General features: G+C 46.1%; 13 protein-coding genes. 6 read left to right on the top strand and 7 right to left on the bottom strand.

The window, feature by feature from the left end; all coding sequences use genetic code 11:
- Nucleotides 1-209: 209 nt before the first annotated feature.
- Nucleotides 210-632: an ATP-binding protein gene (locus QUB39_RS17910; RefSeq protein WP_006633914.1), complete on the top strand. Its 423-nt coding sequence runs from the start codon at nucleotides 210-212 to the stop codon at nucleotides 630-632.
- 567 nt (nucleotides 633-1199) lie between these two features.
- Here QUB39_RS17910 and QUB39_RS17905 read toward each other — a convergent pair.
- From QUB39_RS17905 to QUB39_RS17895, 3 genes are all read right to left on the bottom strand, one after another.
- Entirely contained in the window at nucleotides 1200-1634 is a 435-nt protein-coding gene (locus QUB39_RS17905; RefSeq protein ID WP_333210843.1) for a nuclear transport factor 2 family protein, read from the bottom strand.
- Nucleotides 1635-1715: 81 nt separating this feature from the next.
- Nucleotides 1716-1844, bottom strand: coding sequence for a hypothetical protein (locus tag QUB39_RS17900; protein ID WP_333056432.1), 129 nt, complete (start codon nucleotides 1842-1844; stop codon nucleotides 1716-1718).
- Between the two features lie 130 nt (nucleotides 1845-1974).
- Complete coding sequence (locus QUB39_RS17895) at nucleotides 1975-2937, bottom strand: orange carotenoid protein N-terminal domain-containing protein (protein WP_333056433.1); 963 nt, start codon at nucleotides 2935-2937, stop codon at nucleotides 1975-1977.
- Between the two features lie 209 nt (nucleotides 2938-3146).
- Between QUB39_RS17895 and queG the strand changes: the two genes are divergently transcribed.
- Both queG and QUB39_RS17885 read left to right on the top strand, forming a co-directional pair.
- A complete protein-coding gene (queG, locus tag QUB39_RS17890; RefSeq protein ID WP_333056434.1) occupies nucleotides 3147-4112 on the top strand; it encodes a tRNA epoxyqueuosine(34) reductase QueG in 966 nt (321 codons plus the stop codon).
- Between the two features lie 179 nt (nucleotides 4113-4291).
- Nucleotides 4292-4930: an HAD-IA family hydrolase gene (locus QUB39_RS17885; protein ID WP_333056435.1), complete on the top strand. Its 639-nt coding sequence runs from the start codon at nucleotides 4292-4294 to the stop codon at nucleotides 4928-4930.
- A gap of 151 nt (nucleotides 4931-5081) precedes the next feature.
- Here QUB39_RS17885 and QUB39_RS17880 read toward each other — a convergent pair whose 3' ends face one another.
- On the bottom strand, nucleotides 5082-5909 hold the full coding sequence (locus tag QUB39_RS17880; RefSeq protein ID WP_333056436.1) for an SWIM zinc finger family protein: 828 nt from the start codon (nucleotides 5907-5909) through the stop codon (nucleotides 5082-5084).
- A gap of 448 nt (nucleotides 5910-6357) precedes the next feature.
- On the bottom strand, nucleotides 6358-9807 hold the full coding sequence (locus tag QUB39_RS17875) for a DEAD/DEAH box helicase (protein ID WP_333210848.1): 3450 nt from the start codon (nucleotides 9805-9807) through the stop codon (nucleotides 6358-6360).
- 311 nt (nucleotides 9808-10118) lie between these two features.
- Between QUB39_RS17875 and QUB39_RS17870 the strand changes: the two genes are divergently transcribed.
- Nucleotides 10119-10301 carry a hypothetical protein gene (locus QUB39_RS17870; protein WP_333210849.1) on the top strand — a complete coding sequence of 61 codons (183 nt, stop codon included), beginning with the start codon at nucleotides 10119-10121 and terminating at the stop codon, nucleotides 10299-10301.
- Nucleotides 10255-12408, top strand: a complete 2154-nt coding sequence (locus QUB39_RS17865; protein ID WP_333056438.1) for a polyribonucleotide nucleotidyltransferase — start codon at nucleotides 10255-10257, stop codon at nucleotides 12406-12408. Before QUB39_RS17870 ends, QUB39_RS17865 begins: the two co-directional genes overlap by 47 nt.
- Nucleotides 12409-12964: 556 nt before the next feature.
- On the opposite strand, the gene QUB39_RS17860 is transcribed toward QUB39_RS17865, so the two are convergent.
- Both QUB39_RS17860 and rppA read right to left on the bottom strand, forming a co-directional pair.
- A complete protein-coding gene (locus QUB39_RS17860; protein ID WP_333056439.1) occupies nucleotides 12965-14236 on the bottom strand; it encodes a HAMP domain-containing sensor histidine kinase in 1272 nt (423 codons plus the stop codon).
- Nucleotides 14229-14903 (bottom strand): two-component system response regulator RppA, encoded by a 675-nt coding sequence (gene rppA, locus QUB39_RS17855; protein ID WP_333056440.1) that lies wholly within the window; start codon nucleotides 14901-14903, stop codon nucleotides 14229-14231. Before rppA ends, QUB39_RS17860 begins: the two co-directional genes overlap by 8 nt.
- A gap of 159 nt (nucleotides 14904-15062) precedes the next feature.
- Here rppA and QUB39_RS17850 point away from each other — a divergent pair, with 159 nt between their 5' ends.
- A complete protein-coding gene (locus QUB39_RS17850) occupies nucleotides 15063-15452 on the top strand; it encodes a hypothetical protein (RefSeq protein WP_333056441.1) in 390 nt (129 codons plus the stop codon).
- Nucleotides 15453-15526 lie beyond the last annotated feature (74 nt).

Below are 15526 nucleotides of genomic sequence, written 5' to 3'. Positions count from 1 at the left end.
TTATCAATTGTTAAGGGGCTTTAAGCCCATAACAAAAGTTTTCAACTATTCTCTTAACTTCTGCCTTCTACCGAATGACGAATGCCTGATTTTTAAACAGAAAAGGCTCGTATCCCCCGATTAGCGACAAGTATTGAGGCCGAATCCATTCGGCTCGTCGTATTTCATACCTGGAAGACACAGGGTTTTCAAACTTACGGGATTTTTTTATGAATACTGAGCTTCATGTGCCAAGCGACTTGCGGTTTTTAACAATTGTTGAAAATTGGTTGCTGAGCAGTTTGGAAGTAGAGCTAGGAGAGCACGTCGATTGGCCGCGTCAGTCGAATCGTTTGCGCTTGGTGTTAGCAGAAGCCTATTCTAACGTGATCCGCCATGCTCACAAAGATCAACCCAATTTGCCCGTGTTAATTCGCTTGAATTTAAAAAATAGGGATATTGGTTTAGAAATTTGGGATTACGGTAAAGGTTACGAAATGGATACTTACAATCCCCCGAGGCCGGAAGCTAAACAGGAAAGCGGCTACGGCTGGCTGATTATGAGCAGACTTATGGATCGGGTGGACTACACTTTGCAAATAGACGGTCGCAACTGTCTCAAGTTGGAAGCGAGTTTGCCGGAAAAATCTTAATTAGTCGTTAGTCATTAGTCATTAGTCATTAATGATTGGCAAGGCACTTTTTGACTCGCTTTGGCTGTCTGTCGCACGCGCTGCGGTGACAGCCAATTTTCCGTGCAGTAGCGTCAATCGATTTGAGATTTGAGATTTGAGATTTTAGAATTGAAGCATTGACTTGCGCGAGATAAATACGTTCGGCAAGTTTCATCGGATACAGGTTTTTTATTTCTGGACGGATGAATCACGTGGCGGGTATCCTGGATGCTTTATTGTCAGCCCAAGGCGAGACTGTAAGATTGTAGGGGTACAGTCCCGATCGCACAAATACCCAAGAAACCGGGTTTTTGAACAGTTAGCGACGCTTCACCTGAGATTTGGGTAAAAAACCCGGTTTCTGCCTCAATTGCGCGCAAATAATCAAGAAACCGGGTTTTTCAACGGTTGACGGCGCTTCACTGGAGATTTGGATAAAAAACCCGGTTTCTGCCTCAATTGCGCGCAAAAATAATGATGGCTTGAGCCATTACATTCGATCGACAGGTCAAACCAAAACAAACAATTTAAATGTGAAACAGATTATCAAACATCAAATTTCGTCTGCGACCGCAGATTTAGCAATTCTTGGGGAGAAGCTAACAGTTTGACCGTGACTGAAAGGATTTTTTGGTCAGAATTGAGCAAGAACAGCCATCCGACATTAACACCAAAGGCGGAAGTTTGCACCCGGCCGCTGACCTGAACTTCTACATTGCCATCTTTTAAAATTTGGCTGACACCTTTCTGGGGTTCTAGCTGCATTCCTCGCGCTTCTTTTTTGAGATAAGTGGCGATCGAAATGTTGCCGATAATGGGATCTTCAAACGGCGCGTGCAGCACCCCGTCATCTGCAAATAAATTAGCCGTCGCGTCAAAATCGCCCGCGTTTAAAGTTTCAAAATATTGCAGTATCCCTGGCATTGTGATACCTGCAATCTTTATAGAGGTAGTTAAAATAGGTCGAGTTGTTGCGGTCATAAAACAAGTGATTTCAAATGAATGAGTATACTGTAATCATTCTCTTTGTCGCAGCAAATCCCTCAAAAGATATAAGTAGGGCTAGGAAAATAATTCTCCTAAAAAAGGAGGAACCGGAGAGGGTCGATCGCAGCTTTGGGAGCGATCGACCAAAATCAATACTACTTTCAAAAAATGCAAGTTTAGCCAACCGGCAAACTCTGATACCATCAGTCATTTCCAATCCTTCAATTATTGAATCTAAAATCTAAAATCTAAAACCTAAAATGCTATAAACCCAGACACCTAAAGGCATCTGGGTTTTTGGGCAAGCCTGTTTAACAGAGCCAACCAGAATATTCTATTTGCGGATCAAATTGAGCAATTCCTTCGGAGATGCCAACAAGTCGATCGCCACAAAGAAAATTTGACCTTGGGGATCGAGCAAAAACCGCCACGCGATGTTCATACCCACATTCGATCCGAACCAGGGAGTTTCGACTTTGCCAGTGACTTTCACTTGGCGGTAGCCATCTTCTGCGGGTTCCGATACGCCTCGCTCGGGCATCATTTTCAGTCCGACGCACTCTTCGCGCATATAGTTGAGGATAGCGTCGCGACCAACGATCGGCTTTTGGAAAGGTGGTTGCAGGGCACCTTCTTCAGCAAATAAACCGACGGCTGGGGTGAAGTCGAAGGCGTTCATGTAGTCGATGTAGCTGAGCACTGTCTGCTCGCTGATACCCTCAATTTGGGTTTTCACCCGCTCTTCTGGAGCGGTGGGAGTGCTGCGGGGGGCTGAGCGTTTGCCGTACTCTTGGTTAAAAGCAGGGTCATAGCCCATGTTAACTACGGTATTCCGAAGTACGGTAATTTGCTGACCCGGATCTAGTTGCTTGATGGTTTCGAGAACTGCGGTGGCTTCGGGAGACATTTGATAGCCGGCGGGGATCGGAGCGACAACGCCCTGTTTCATCAACTGACCCAACTCGTACCAGAAACCGAGTTTGGTGTTGACCCGCAAAGAAGTGTAAATCCGGCCAATTGTTGTGTCGGCGTTGCTGGCTAGGTCAAACATAGTTTTGCTTTGAGCAGCCGGCGACATTTGCTTGATTTCGCTCAGAATGCCTTCGACAAGGGCCATGCTGGCTACTCCCGGTGCTGCTGCGGTGATGGAAACGCCCATTTCGGTGTAGGCATACCAGAGCAAGGCTAGTTGGTCTTCAACGCTGAGTTTGTAGAACGCTTCCGTGGTAGCCGGAACAACGCTAGCAATCTCGGTGTTGGAGAAAATAGATTGAGCTGATTGAATACTAACTGCCATATGTATGCTGTGGGATTCGCTGTCGGTTTTACTTGCGTACTTGAATTAGCGAATCGAATTCTCCCTAAATTAAATTATGTAACATTTTTGACATTTTGGAGTTCAAACTTATAAATATAAAGATTGCCAAAGTATTATCAATACTGTCCGAAAATTACTCTGAAAGTTACTAGACTTATGGCACAAATTGTGCAGTGGTTTCTTACGTGATGAAAAAATCAATTAATAGCGATCGCATTAAGCAAAAAGCCCTTGAGTTGGGATTTCACAAAGTCGGGATAGCCTCAACAGACACGGATTTTGATATAGAAAAACAAAGATTGCAAGCTTGGCTGGACAAGGGTTATCAGGCGGATATGGCATGGATGGCAAACCCGAAACGGCAGGATATTCAATTGGTGATGCCAGAGGTGCAGTCATTAATATGTGTCGCCATCAACTACTACACGCCCCACCAACGCCCCGCAAATCCCCTGTGGGAGGGGGGGGACGATGCAGCGATCGAATATGCTAAAATCTCTCGCTACGGTTGGGGGCGGGATTACCATAGAATTTTGCACAAAAAACTGAAGCTTTTGGCAAATTGGGTGCGATCGCAAGGCGAGGGAATTGAAGCGCGGTATTATGCTGATACCGGACCAGTTCAGGATAAAATGTGGGCGCAGCGTGCCGGGATTGGCTGGATTGCCAAAAATGGTAATGTAATTTCGCGCGAATACGGTTCTTGGGTGTTTTTGGGCGAAATCTTGACTAATCTGGAGTTAGCGTCGGATGAGTCTCATACGGAACATTGCGGCACTTGCACTCGCTGCATAGAGGCGTGTCCGACGGGAGCAATTACTGAGCCTTTTGTGGTGAATGCCGATCGATGTATAGCCTATCACACGATCGAGAATCGAGCCGAAAAATTGCCCGACGAAATTGCATCTAATTTACAAGGCTGGGTAGCAGGTTGCGACATTTGTCAGGATGTTTGTCCTTGGAATCAGCGATTTGCTAAACCAACTGATGTTGCAGACTTTGAGCCTTATCCTGAAAACATAGCACCGACACTTGCAGAATTAGCCGACATCTCCGACGAAGAATGGAACCGCAGATTTACAGCTTCGGCGCTGCGGCGCATAAAACCCGAAATGCTGCGGCGAAATGCGAAAGCCAATCAAATTAACCCTTAAAAGTTGAGATGTTCGCGCTCAGGGTGCTTAGGGTGCACCTTACCCTATAGATAATAACCCTAGGGTGTGTACGGAGCGCCAAGAGCAAATACATTATGCAGTAAGTAATTCCCAATCTAAAATCTAAAATCTAAAATCTAAAATTGTATGCTTCCCCGTTCCTTATTTGCTATTGTCCAATGACCAAAGTAATTATTTTTGATTTTGACGGCACTTTAGCAGATACAATCGATATTCTTCTAAGCATCACCAACCGTTTGTCAGTCGAATTAGGCTTTAAATCTGCAACCAAAGAGCAAATCGCTCAACTGAGCAATTTAACTTCTTGGCAAGTCCTTCAGTATTCTGGTATTTCTATCTTCAAATTCCCGCTGTTGATTAGAATGTTGAAAGCGGAGTTACGCAGCGAAATCCCCAACATTCGTTTATTTCCGGGGATTAAAGAAGTTTTACTGGAGTTAAAAAAACAGGGATTTCAACTGGGTATTATCACATCTAATTCCAGAGAAAATGTCTTGGAATCGATGAAAAAAAATGCTTTGCAAGACACTTTCACGTTTATTTACTCTGGCTCAACTTTTGGCAAACATAAAGTTATTAATAGATGGCTAAAAACCGAACATATAAATGCTAAAGAAGTCGTTTATGTGGGAGATGAGATTAGAGATATAGAAGCTGCTCGAAAAACCGGAATTAAGGTAATTGCTGTAGGTTGGGGTTTTAATTCTGAGGAGGCTTTGGTGGCACACAATCCTGATTTTTTGATTCAAAGCCCCCAGGAATTGATAGAAATTATGAGTAATTTGCGGGAAGTATAAACTGAAATTGCCAAAAGTAAGACTCCTCGGTTGAAATCTATTCTAGACAAACTCTCGTTCCAGCAGAGAGAAACTCAAGAATAAAATGGGTATTAAAGCTTGATTTGTTATCAGCCATAATCTCTTGTATCATCTCTGGGAATACATTAGGTTAATCTCCTTCGCCCCGTTTCAGTGCTGCTAAAACTGCTTGCTGGCTAACTGCTTGGTAGATTTTGCTAAAATGCTGCTTGAGTGCGTCAGAGGCGGGCGAGGATTTGCTAGCGCTTCCTTTTCCGTCGGTGGCGATGGGAATTGGGCCTAAGATATCTAATACTGTTTCGCTGCTGGGCGGCGGTACAATTACTACTAAAGATGATTCTAGCTGCTGATTGTATTCCCAAAAGCGATCGACCTTCGGCAATTTAGCATTCGCAGTAGGGGAATTTTCACCCTTGTTTAGCTGGGTATTTTCCTCTCCTTCCGTACCCCGTCTTTGACGAAGTGCTGTCAAGATTTGCTCTTTGGTTCTCCCCCGCAGTTGAAACAGTACGAAAGGGTCTTCGCCGAAGCGATCGCCCAATAAGTAGTATACTGCACTGATGTGTTTGCAAGGGTTTTGCGGGTCAGGACAGCTACAGCGCGATCGAATATCAGATAAACTTAACGGAAATAGCGTTTTGCCGGCGGCCGCAAATACATCCTCAATATTGTGCGGCATTTCTCCTGCTAAGAGTTTAGCTGAAAAAACTGCTCTTTGCGACATATTTTCAATCACATAATCCCAATCTTCATCGCTCAATGTATCGAGTCCTAAAGAAACTTGATAGGGTTTTGGATCGGTGCCTTGAACTATGGCAATTACTTCTTGATTGGGAAATTTAATGCTGAGAACTTTTCCCTCGCGCGCGTATTGCCAGCCACGTTCTAAGCGCTTTTTGAAGCGGTAGGTATTGATTAAATCTAACCACTGTTGTGTCCACCATTCTCTGTCAATCATTCGATTTTAGATTTTAGATTTTAGATTTTAGATTTGGGAATCGGGAATTGGGAATTGGGAATCGGGAATCGGCCAAACAGGGAATTGGGAATTGGGAACCGGGCATTGGCCAAACAGGGAATTTTCCCTATCTCCTTCTCTTCCCCTCTTCATTCTTCCTTCTGGCTTCAATCGGGAATTGGGAATTGGGCATCGGGCCTTGGCCAAACAGGTAATTGGGATACTGGAGTCAATCGATTTTAGATTTTAGATTTTAGATTTTAGAATTGAAGCATTGACTTGCGCGAGATAAATTCGGGGGCTCCTTTATCGGATACAGGTTTTTTATTTCTGGACGGATGAATCACGTGGCGGGTATCCTGGATGCTTTCGGTCACAAAGGAAAAAACAGCTATCCGTGTATCCGTGACATCCGTGTCGTGCTGTTGGGAATTGGTAATTAAGCACATTATTCTTCTTCGGTTTCTATAATAGCATTGCGATCGAGGATTAGTAAATTGCGAAGTTGGTCTGTATCGAGTTCGGTGAGCCAGTTTTCGCCGGCGCTGACAACTTGTTCGGCTAGAGCTTTCTTACTTTCGATCATATCGTGTATTTTCTCCTCTAACGTACCAGTGCAGACAAATTTGTGGACTTGCACATTGCGAGTTTGACCGATGCGAAATACGCGGTCAGTTGCCTGATTTTCTACTGCGGGATTCCACCATCTGTCATAGTGGAAAACGTGGGTTGCTCTGGTTAAGTTCAAACCAGTACCACCAGCTTTTAAAGATAAAATCATAATCGGCGGGCCTTGGGGGTCGTGCTGGAAGCGATCGATCATTTCTTCCCGCTGCTGTTGCCGAATTCCTCCGTACAAGAACAAAACTTCTCGCCCTAAATGCTGTTCTAGATGCGGTTTCAGGAGTTTTCCCCATTCAGCAAATTGAGTAAAAATTAAAGCCCGATCGCCCTCAGCGAGCACCTCTTCTAACATTTCCACCAACCGCTGCAATTTCCCCGATTCCTGACTCTTAATCTCCAATTCTTTCGGCTTAGCTTCTGCTTTCACAAGAGCCGGATGGTTGCAAAGTTGCTTGAGTTTTACCAGCAAAGCCAGAATCATTCCCCGGCGCTGAATGCCTTCGGCTGAGTCTAATTCAGCTATTGACTCTTCGACTATTTTCTGATATAATGCAGCCTGTTGAGTCGCCAGCCCACAAAATACAGTCATCTCCTGTTTTTCGGGCAAATCTTGGATGATTTCTTTGTCAGTTTTCAGGCGGCGGAGGATGAAAGGCCGAACGAGCGATCGCAAAGTCTGCAAAGATTCCCTATCGCCGTATTTCTCGATCGGAATTGCAAATCGGCGCTGAAAGAAATTGCGCGGCCCCAAATAGCCAGGATTGAGAAACTCCAAAATAGACCACAATTCTTGCAGTCTATTTTCCACCGGAGTTCCCGTCAGCGCAATTCTAAAAGATGCCTCGATTTGTCGCACTGCTTGCGACTGCTTAGCCTCAGAATTTTTAATATTTTGCGCTTCATCTAAAACCAATCCTTGCCACTTAATGCCTTGAATTTCTTTAGCATCACGGAACACTAGCGCATAACTGGTAACGATCAAATTTTTTCCCTTAATTGCCGTCGCAAATACTTTGCCTTTAGCGCGTTTGTCTCCGTGGTGAACTAACACTTTTAGCGTCGGGCCAAATTTCTTGACTTCCCGCTCCCAATTGCCCAATACCGATGTCGGACAAACCAGTAATGTCGGCGCTTCTAAAGAATCTTTTTCTTGTAAATGCAGCAGGAAGGCAATTAGCTCGATCGACTTTCCCAAACCCATATCGTCCGCGAGACAAGCACCCAAACCCCAGCGTTCTAAGAATGCTAACCAGCCTGCTCCTAGCGCTTGATAAGGCCGCAATTGTCCTCGGAAACTAGCCGGAGTTGCGATCGCACTTACCGCTTGATTATCGCTCAAAGTATTCAACAATTCCTGAAGTTGACCCGTAGCCTCAAAATTCACCACAGGCAATTTCTCAATCATCTGAGAATCGCCCGACGCCAAACGCAAAGCATCCTCCAAAGAAAGAGTCATTTGCTCTTTGCGACTAGCAAAAAAAGTTTGAGCAGCCCTCACATCCGGCGCGCGCAACTCCACCCACTCGCCGTTAATTTCCACCAAAGGCGAATTCAACGCAATCAATCTGTCAAACTCTGCCTTAGAAAGGCGCTGTCCGCCGATCGTCAATTCCCACTTAAAATTTAGCAGACTTTGCAATCCCAACCCCCCCTTGCCCCCCCTTACTAAGGGGGGGTTAGTTTCTCCAGCGCCTCCCCTTACTAAGGGGGGGTTGGGGGGGGTTGTTTCCGCTTGAATGCTCAAACCCAAACGACTCGCCCAACCATCCGTCTTTGTCAAACTCGGCGGCAAAACTACGCCCAACCCGCTATCAGCAAACCGCCAAGCTACAGACTTAATAAACTCGTAAGCTTGCAGCGGATTTAATTGGCAAGATTGAGGCCGCTGTGCTTGCAAACTCGGTTCAATTAACGGATAAAGTTTCGAGGCTAAACCCAAGCCGCTGAGCAAAGTTTCTTGAGGCAATTCTATTGTCCGCCCCGCATAAGCCAAACGCTCGACAGAGTTGTTCCAAACAGTTGTCGCGTCTACCAAAAATTCGTTTTCATCTGCTGCTTGCAAGCAATAATTTAAATTCCAGTTGGCTTTACCAGGAGACGGCGGTATGAGTTGAAAGCAAGTGCGAAATTGACTTTGTTGAGATAATTGATTTTGCAGCGGTGCAGTCCAAGCAGTCAGCTTGGTTGCCAAGTTTTCCAATGCTGCTGTTTCTACTTGAACTCTCCCAGATTCCTGCTGCAAAGCTTGCAGCCACTCGCGCACAGGAGAAACTGCTTTGATGTCTAAAGTAGAGCTACCAGCAGATCGCACTTGACTATCTACAATACTACTCAAAAAGCCTAACACCAATTCCTCCGCCCCCATCGGCAAATCCACCGCTAAAGGCAATTGACTCCCTTCTTCTGCCTTTTCCCCTCTTCCTTCTTCCTTCTTCCCTCTTCCTTCTTCCTTTTCCCCTCTTCCTTCTTCCTTCTTCCTTCTTCCGACGGACACCGGACTGACATCCGTTACATCCGTTACATCCGTTACAAAATCCGCTGCCGAACCTTCCTTCGATTGATATGTTCTGCAAGCTGTCGGCATTTGCTTGACAAAAGTGGCGAGGCGGAGTGTATCTGTAGAACTATCTAACAGGGGTTGCCATGTGGCAATAGCAGAACCGTCGGGCTGTTTCTCCAATCCAGGCAAAAATTTGCATCTTGCCAACAAATCCAAACTCCACCTAGCAATATGAGACCAAAAACGCAAATCTGAGCCGACAAAAGAGTCTGGTTCCGTGCTGTTAAGCGGTAGTGATTGCAAGAAAACAAAAGCTGCTTGAGGGTTGAGACAAAAACCCTCGACTTGCCAGGGATAAAGGTAAATTTCCTCGGTTTTAGCGGGTTCCTCAAGTGCTGCTGCTGAGTGCTGCGGCATCAGGGTTGCATTGGATTCTGAGATTTGGGTGGGAAGTGCGATCGCCCGAATTTCCTTTTGAATTGAGGAGTCTGGGGTGGGAATTTCTGCGTTTTGAGTTTTGGGCGATCGCCTAGTTTTTTTGCTTTTTTCCGGTGGAGTTTCTGCGGTTTCCGGTAATTGCCAGTTTAGTTTTCCCGACTGCTGTAACGAATTGAGGAAAGTCTTAAATTCCGATTCGGTCATTGCTAAGGGATGCGGTAAATTTATCCCCGATTCTATGGTTTCAATTGCCCCAATTTTTCGCCAAGTTTCTCCCCAAATAAATAAGCAACTTTTTTCATTCTCTACGAGCCAACTGCCGTGTAAAATAGCCATATTTTTTTACCCTGATATTTGTATTTAAGTGCGAGGTTGACTACAGCATTTATATGGATAAATGAAATTTTTATTTAAAACAAACCGAGGAAAAATTGACCCAGATAGGAATTAGGTAGAACCTGTGTATTTAGGTACTTATGGCACACCTTACCGCTTATTCCCTGGCTTAGATAACTAAATCCTTCTTCCTTCTTCCTTCAACGTCCCAATTCCCAAACGAAAATTCATCGTACCATCTATGGAAGGCGTTTAGCGGACGATCGACCGAAGCATCGACCCCAGACTGCAAAAAATAATTTAGAGTATAAATGCCTACAATCGAGACGCAGACAGTCGATCGCGAGGCGATTATCCCTGTCTTTTGGCGTCGGACTCTCAAACATCCTGTGGTAATGTTACGATCCCGACAGAGAAAGAATGTGGTAGATAAGGAAGCAGTGCTACATGGTAGAGATAGACAAGTCAATATCCTTCGATGGACGGGATATTAGACTGAAGATTGGTTTACTAGCGCCTCAAGCAGGCGGTGCAGTTTTGATTCAGTCGGGTGACACGGCGGTTTTAGTGACAGCGACTCGATCCCAGGGGAGAGAAGGAATTGATTTCCTGCCCCTGTTGGTGGATTACGAAGAGAGACTCTACGCTGGCGGTAAAATTCCCGGTGGATTTTTGCGCCGGGAAGGGCGCCCCCCAGAAAAAGTGACTTTGACTGGCCGTTTGATCGATCGACCGCTGCGTCCGCTATTTCCAAGCTGGCTGCGAGATGACATCCAAGTTGTAGCCACAACGGTTTCGATGGACGAACAAGTGCCACCAGACGTTTTGGCGGTGACGGGGGCTTCGGTGGCGATACTGCTGGCGAAAATGCCGTTTTACGGGCCGATGGCTGCAGTGCGAGTCGGTTTGGTAGGGGACGATTTCATCATCAACCCCACCTACAGCGAAATCAAAGAAGGCGAGTTGGATCTCGTGGTAGCTGGTTCTCCTGACGGAGTAATCATGGTAGAAGCTGGCGCTAACCAATTGCCGGAACAGGATATCATCGAGGCGATCGACTTCGGCTATGAAGCAGCCTGTGACTTGATTCAAGCCCAGCGCGAAATTATGGCGGAATTGGGCATCGATTTGGTGGTAGAGGAACGGCCATCGCAAGATTCGGCCCTGGAAAACTTTATTCGCGATCGCGCCCAAGAACCCATCCGCATCATTTTGTCAAGATTTGAAAAAGACAAAACAATACGGAATGCAGCATTGGACGAAGTTAAGGCAAATGAAGTCGAAGCTGCGATCGCCGAACTTGCCGAAGACGATCCGGTAAAACTAGCAGCCACCGCCAACAGCAAGGCGATCGGCAACGTTTTCAAAGACGTTACCAAAAAAATGATGCGGAAACAAATCCTCGAAGATGGCATCCGCGTAGACGGCCGCAAGCTAGACGAGGTGCGACCCGTTTCTTGTCGCGTAGGCGTGCTGCCGTCGCGAGTACACGGCACTGGGTTGTTTAATCGGGGGTTAACCCAAGTCTTGTCTGCAGCTACCCTGGGAACCCCAGGCGACGCCCAAGACTTAGGAGACGACTTGCACCCACAGCAAGACAAACGCTACCTGCATCACTACAATTTCCCGCCGTTTTCGGTAGCAGAAACCAAGCCGATGCGATCGCCCGGACGCCGAGAAATCGGTCACGGAGCCCTCGCAGAACGCGCTTTACTGCCGGTTTTGCCATCCAAAGAAGATTTCCCCTACGTGATTCGCGTAGTTTCAGAAGTCCTTTCTTCCGACGGTTCCACCTCAATGGGTTCAGTTTGCGCCTCAACCCTAGCATTAATGGATGCAGGCGTTCCCCTTTCCCAACCCGTCAGCGGCGCGGCAATGGGCTTAATTAAAGAAGGCGATGAAGTCCGAATTTTGACTGACATTCAGGCAATTGAAGACTTCTTAGGCGACATGGACTTCAAAGTAGCCGGTACCGACACCGGGATTACTGCTTTGCAGATGGACATGAAAATCAAAGGTTTGCCCTTAGATGTAATTGCCAATGCCATCCGCCAAGCCAAACCCGCCAGACTGCACATTTTAGAAAGAATGCTGGCAAGCATCGACACTCCCCGCAAGGAAATGTCGCCGTTTGCACCGCGTTTGCTAACCCTGAAAATCGATCCAGAATTTATCGGTTTGGTAATTGGGCCAGGTGGCAAAACGATCAAAGCCATCACCGAAGAAACCGGTGTCAAAATAGACATCGAAGACGACGGAACCGTGACAATTGCTGGCAACGACAGCGAAAAAGCTCAGCGGGCATACAACATTGTCCAAGGCATGACGCGCAAGTTGAATGCAGGAGATGTGTATGTCGGCCGCGTAACTCGAATTATTCCGATCGGCGCTTTTGTGGAAATTTTGCCCGGAAAAGAAGGAATGATTCACATTTCCCAGTTAGCTGACTACCGCGTTGGGAAAGTGGAAGACGAGTTAGCTGTGAACGATGAAGTGATTGTCAAAGTGCGAGAAATTGACAACAAAGGTCGAATTAATTTGACCCGCTTGAATATTCATCCCGACGAAGCGGTAGCCGCCCGCGAAGCGTTGAATAAATAGTTTACAGTTGGTAATTGGTAATTACTTATAGAGTAATTGCTAATTGCTAATTGCTAACTGGTGATTAGTAATTGCTAATTGCTAACTCGTGATTAAATCTGATTGTTTCAGATTTGGGAGTAGGTGCGCGACAGCGACAGATCGACAAAAGTGCGATCGGCTGTAGAAGTTAATAAAGTCGCGCACTTTCCCCTCGGCGGCTGAAACCGCAACTACACAATCGATCGCAACTGTGATTCAAGAGTGACAATCTTCGATGTCCCCGTTATAGCCGCAGGATATCTTCTATGACAATTCCCGCATCCAGGATACCCGCCACGTGATTCATCAGTCCAGAAATAAAAAACCTGTATCCGATAAAGGAGCCCCCGAATTTATCCGTGGGGTCAGTCGATTTTAGATTTTAGATTTTAGATTTTAGATTTACCCCACAGATGCAATCTGGGAGCTTGAACAAGAGTCTAAAATTTTTATATTTCCACGACTTAAGTACGTGGCACGGTATCGGTTTTTGGGCTGGGTCAATGCTTCAATTCTAAAATCTAAAATCTAAAATCTAAAATCTAAAATCGATTGACAGGGGCAGTTCTATTTGAAACAGAGAACCTTTCCCAACCTCGCTACTTACCGTTAGGTGTCCGCCGTGAGCTTCCACAATTTGCTGGGCGATCGCCAATCCCAATCCAGAGCCGCCTTTCTTCCGTGTTCGTACCTCATCAACTCGGTAAAATCGGTCAAAAATGTGTGGCAAATCTACATCGGGAATGCCGATTCCCGTATCTTCTATTTGAATTAAAATGCGATGAGATTGAGTCAATAACCGCAGCCACACTGTTCCTTCAGGTAAGGTATATTTGCAGGCATTGGTGAGTAGATTAGTGATAGCTTGTTTTAATAAATCAGAATTGGCTTTGATGATAACTCTCTCTTCAGGCAGTTCTAAATGAAGGCTTAAATGCTGGGCAACACCCTGTATTGATGAAGTGGCGATCGTATCTTTTAACAGGTCATTCAAGTGAATCGATTGAATCGACTTTGCATCTAACTGTCCTGCCTGTCGTGCTAAAAACAAGAGATCAGTCACCAACCGATTCATCGACTTAGCCGTTTCAGCAATCTTTTCCAATCGAGAGTGCTTAGGCCCGCCGGCATCGACTGGGCTGAGTAAGCCAACCTGGGCATTGCTGAGTATGGTGGCAAGCGGTGCCCTTAGTTCGTGGGAAGCATCAGACGTAAATCTTTGCATTTGGACATAGGCGTTTTGAATCGGTTGCATAGCCAATCCGCCTAAAAACCAACCTACTAGACTAATCGCGCCCAGAGTCAAGGGCAATGTTATCACCATCACAATCAGTAACTCTCTCAGTGTTTTCTGAGCATCCGTCAAAGGGATGGCAATCTGGAGGTAGCCAATCGTGCGTCCGTTGTAGTCAACCGGAAGCGTTAATTGTCGCAGCCACTCGGGGGAAGACTCAATGGTTTGAAACGCCGCGCGAGCCTGAATCCGATCCGAGGGCTGCGCCCCATAAAACTGTTGCAGTTGTCCAGTCGCTGAATACCACCTAGCGTAAACAATTTCACTGCCAGAGGGAGGAGAATAATTACCAAGAATCGGAACGTTACTCAGATCGATGTGTTCTTTTCCCTGCCGCAAACCATAGTCAATATTGGCAGCCATGACTCTTGCTTTTTTGTAGAGTAGTCGATCGCACTCTTCTAAGCTGTTAACCGCTCGCTGGTAGTAAATGATCCCGGCAAACACGATCAGAATAGCCCCCATCGAGAGCGTAAACCAGTGGGCCAGATTGCGGCGGCTACGATTAAACATCTGGATTCAAGCGATATCCCATACCATATACGGTTTCTAGCCAACTGACAGCACCTATCATCTGCAATCGCTGCCGCAGACGACGCACTAGGACAGTAATCGCATTACTCTCAGGTTCGTTGCCCCACTCCCACAAGGCTTGTTCTATTTGGCTGCGGGAGAGTATCTGACGAGGATGGCGCATCAGATACTCTAGAAATAGAAATTCACGAGTCGATAACTGCATACTTTGCTCCCCCCGTTCAATAGTCAGCGTTGATAGATGTAGAGTCATATCTTCAACCTGTAAAGTATCCCCTTTCCAAAGTGGCGATCGTCGTCCCAAGGCCCGCACCCGTGCCAGCAGTTCAAACACATCGGCGGGTTTGATGAGATAATCATCGGCTCCAGCGTCTAAAGCGCTAATTTTGTCAACAATCGCATCTTTGGCAGTCAACAGCAACACCGGGGCCGTTTTTCCCAGACGGCGGTATTGCTGGCATAAGCTTAAGCCACTGATCTCAGGTAATAACCAATCAAGGATCAACAGATCATAGTCCCGCTTCGATAAAATCCACTGGGCCGTCGCCCCATCTTCTACACCATCGACAATATGTCCAGCCTCAGAGAGAGCAGCTTGAAGTGGCTCCAGTTGATCTACATCGTCTTCTACCAGGAGAATTCGCATCCGTCTAACCATTGTTCGGCAAATTTTATGTATGTTAGAGAAGAAATTTAGGAAAAGCATCCATCACAGGTAAGATTTATGCCAATCAGTTGCTAACTAAAATGTTGGTAGTTTCTCCCGATTATTTCGAGCAATCTAAATCTAAAATCCAACATTCCCATGACTTTACCTCGCATCCTACCACTTCTACACCGCGCTGCCTGGGAATTTTGGGTACCTCTGCCATTGGTAGCAGCCTTATTCTGGACTACAGGTAACTTCATCGCGGCCCAAACTCTAAGCCGTCCGTATAACTCTGTCAACAAACTACTGGCAGATAGACCGTTAAATCGGAGATTACCAGTAACAATCTTGACCATAAATGCAGAAATCGATCGCAGCCTGGGTGTTACCACTATTTTTGTCAACACCAGTGACTCAACTTTAAAGAAGCTGGAATACGAGTTTCCTGTTACCCAAACCAGTCAGGTCGAAGCAACGATCGCCCAAGAATTAGCAATGCCGGTTGAAAATGTCCGCAAATTGATCAGCTACCGGATGAAGAACTAAGCGGTTGAGCGAAAAATTGCTCCACCATTGGCGAGTGGGAAATAGATCAAGTACCGCCGATCCCAAGCAGGGAT

This window comes from Microcoleus sp. AT8-B5 (assembly GCF_036705565.1).
In the GTDB taxonomy this organism is placed as follows: domain Bacteria; phylum Cyanobacteriota; class Cyanobacteriia; order Cyanobacteriales; family Microcoleaceae; genus Microcoleus.
This window is presented reverse-complemented; position numbering and strand designations above follow the sequence as displayed.

Coding starts and splice junctions, on each gene's coding strand:
- QUB39_RS17910 (WP_006633914.1), top strand. CDS start 210: ATGAATACTGAGCTTCATGTGCCAAGCGACTTGCGGTTTTTAACAATT.
- QUB39_RS17905 (WP_333210843.1), bottom strand. CDS start 1,634: ATGACCGCAACAACTCGACCTATTTTAACTACCTCTATAAAGATTGCA.
- QUB39_RS17900 (WP_333056432.1), bottom strand. CDS start 1,844: ATGGTATCAGAGTTTGCCGGTTGGCTAAACTTGCATTTTTTGAAAGTA.
- QUB39_RS17895 (WP_333056433.1), bottom strand. CDS start 2,937: ATGGCAGTTAGTATTCAATCAGCTCAATCTATTTTCTCCAACACCGAG.
- queG (WP_333056434.1), top strand. CDS start 3,147: ATGAAAAAATCAATTAATAGCGATCGCATTAAGCAAAAAGCCCTTGAG.
- QUB39_RS17885 (WP_333056435.1), top strand. CDS start 4,292: ATGACCAAAGTAATTATTTTTGATTTTGACGGCACTTTAGCAGATACA.
- QUB39_RS17880 (WP_333056436.1), bottom strand. CDS start 5,909: ATGATTGACAGAGAATGGTGGACACAACAGTGGTTAGATTTAATCAAT.
- QUB39_RS17875 (WP_333210848.1), bottom strand. CDS start 9,807: ATGGCTATTTTACACGGCAGTTGGCTCGTAGAGAATGAAAAAAGTTGC.
- QUB39_RS17870 (WP_333210849.1), top strand. CDS start 10,119: ATGCCTACAATCGAGACGCAGACAGTCGATCGCGAGGCGATTATCCCT.
- QUB39_RS17865 (WP_333056438.1), top strand. CDS start 10,255: ATGGTAGAGATAGACAAGTCAATATCCTTCGATGGACGGGATATTAGA.
- QUB39_RS17860 (WP_333056439.1), bottom strand. CDS start 14,236: ATGTTTAATCGTAGCCGCCGCAATCTGGCCCACTGGTTTACGCTCTCG.
- rppA (WP_333056440.1), bottom strand. CDS start 14,903: ATGCGAATTCTCCTGGTAGAAGACGATGTAGATCAACTGGAGCCACTT.
- QUB39_RS17850 (WP_333056441.1), top strand. CDS start 15,063: ATGACTTTACCTCGCATCCTACCACTTCTACACCGCGCTGCCTGGGAA.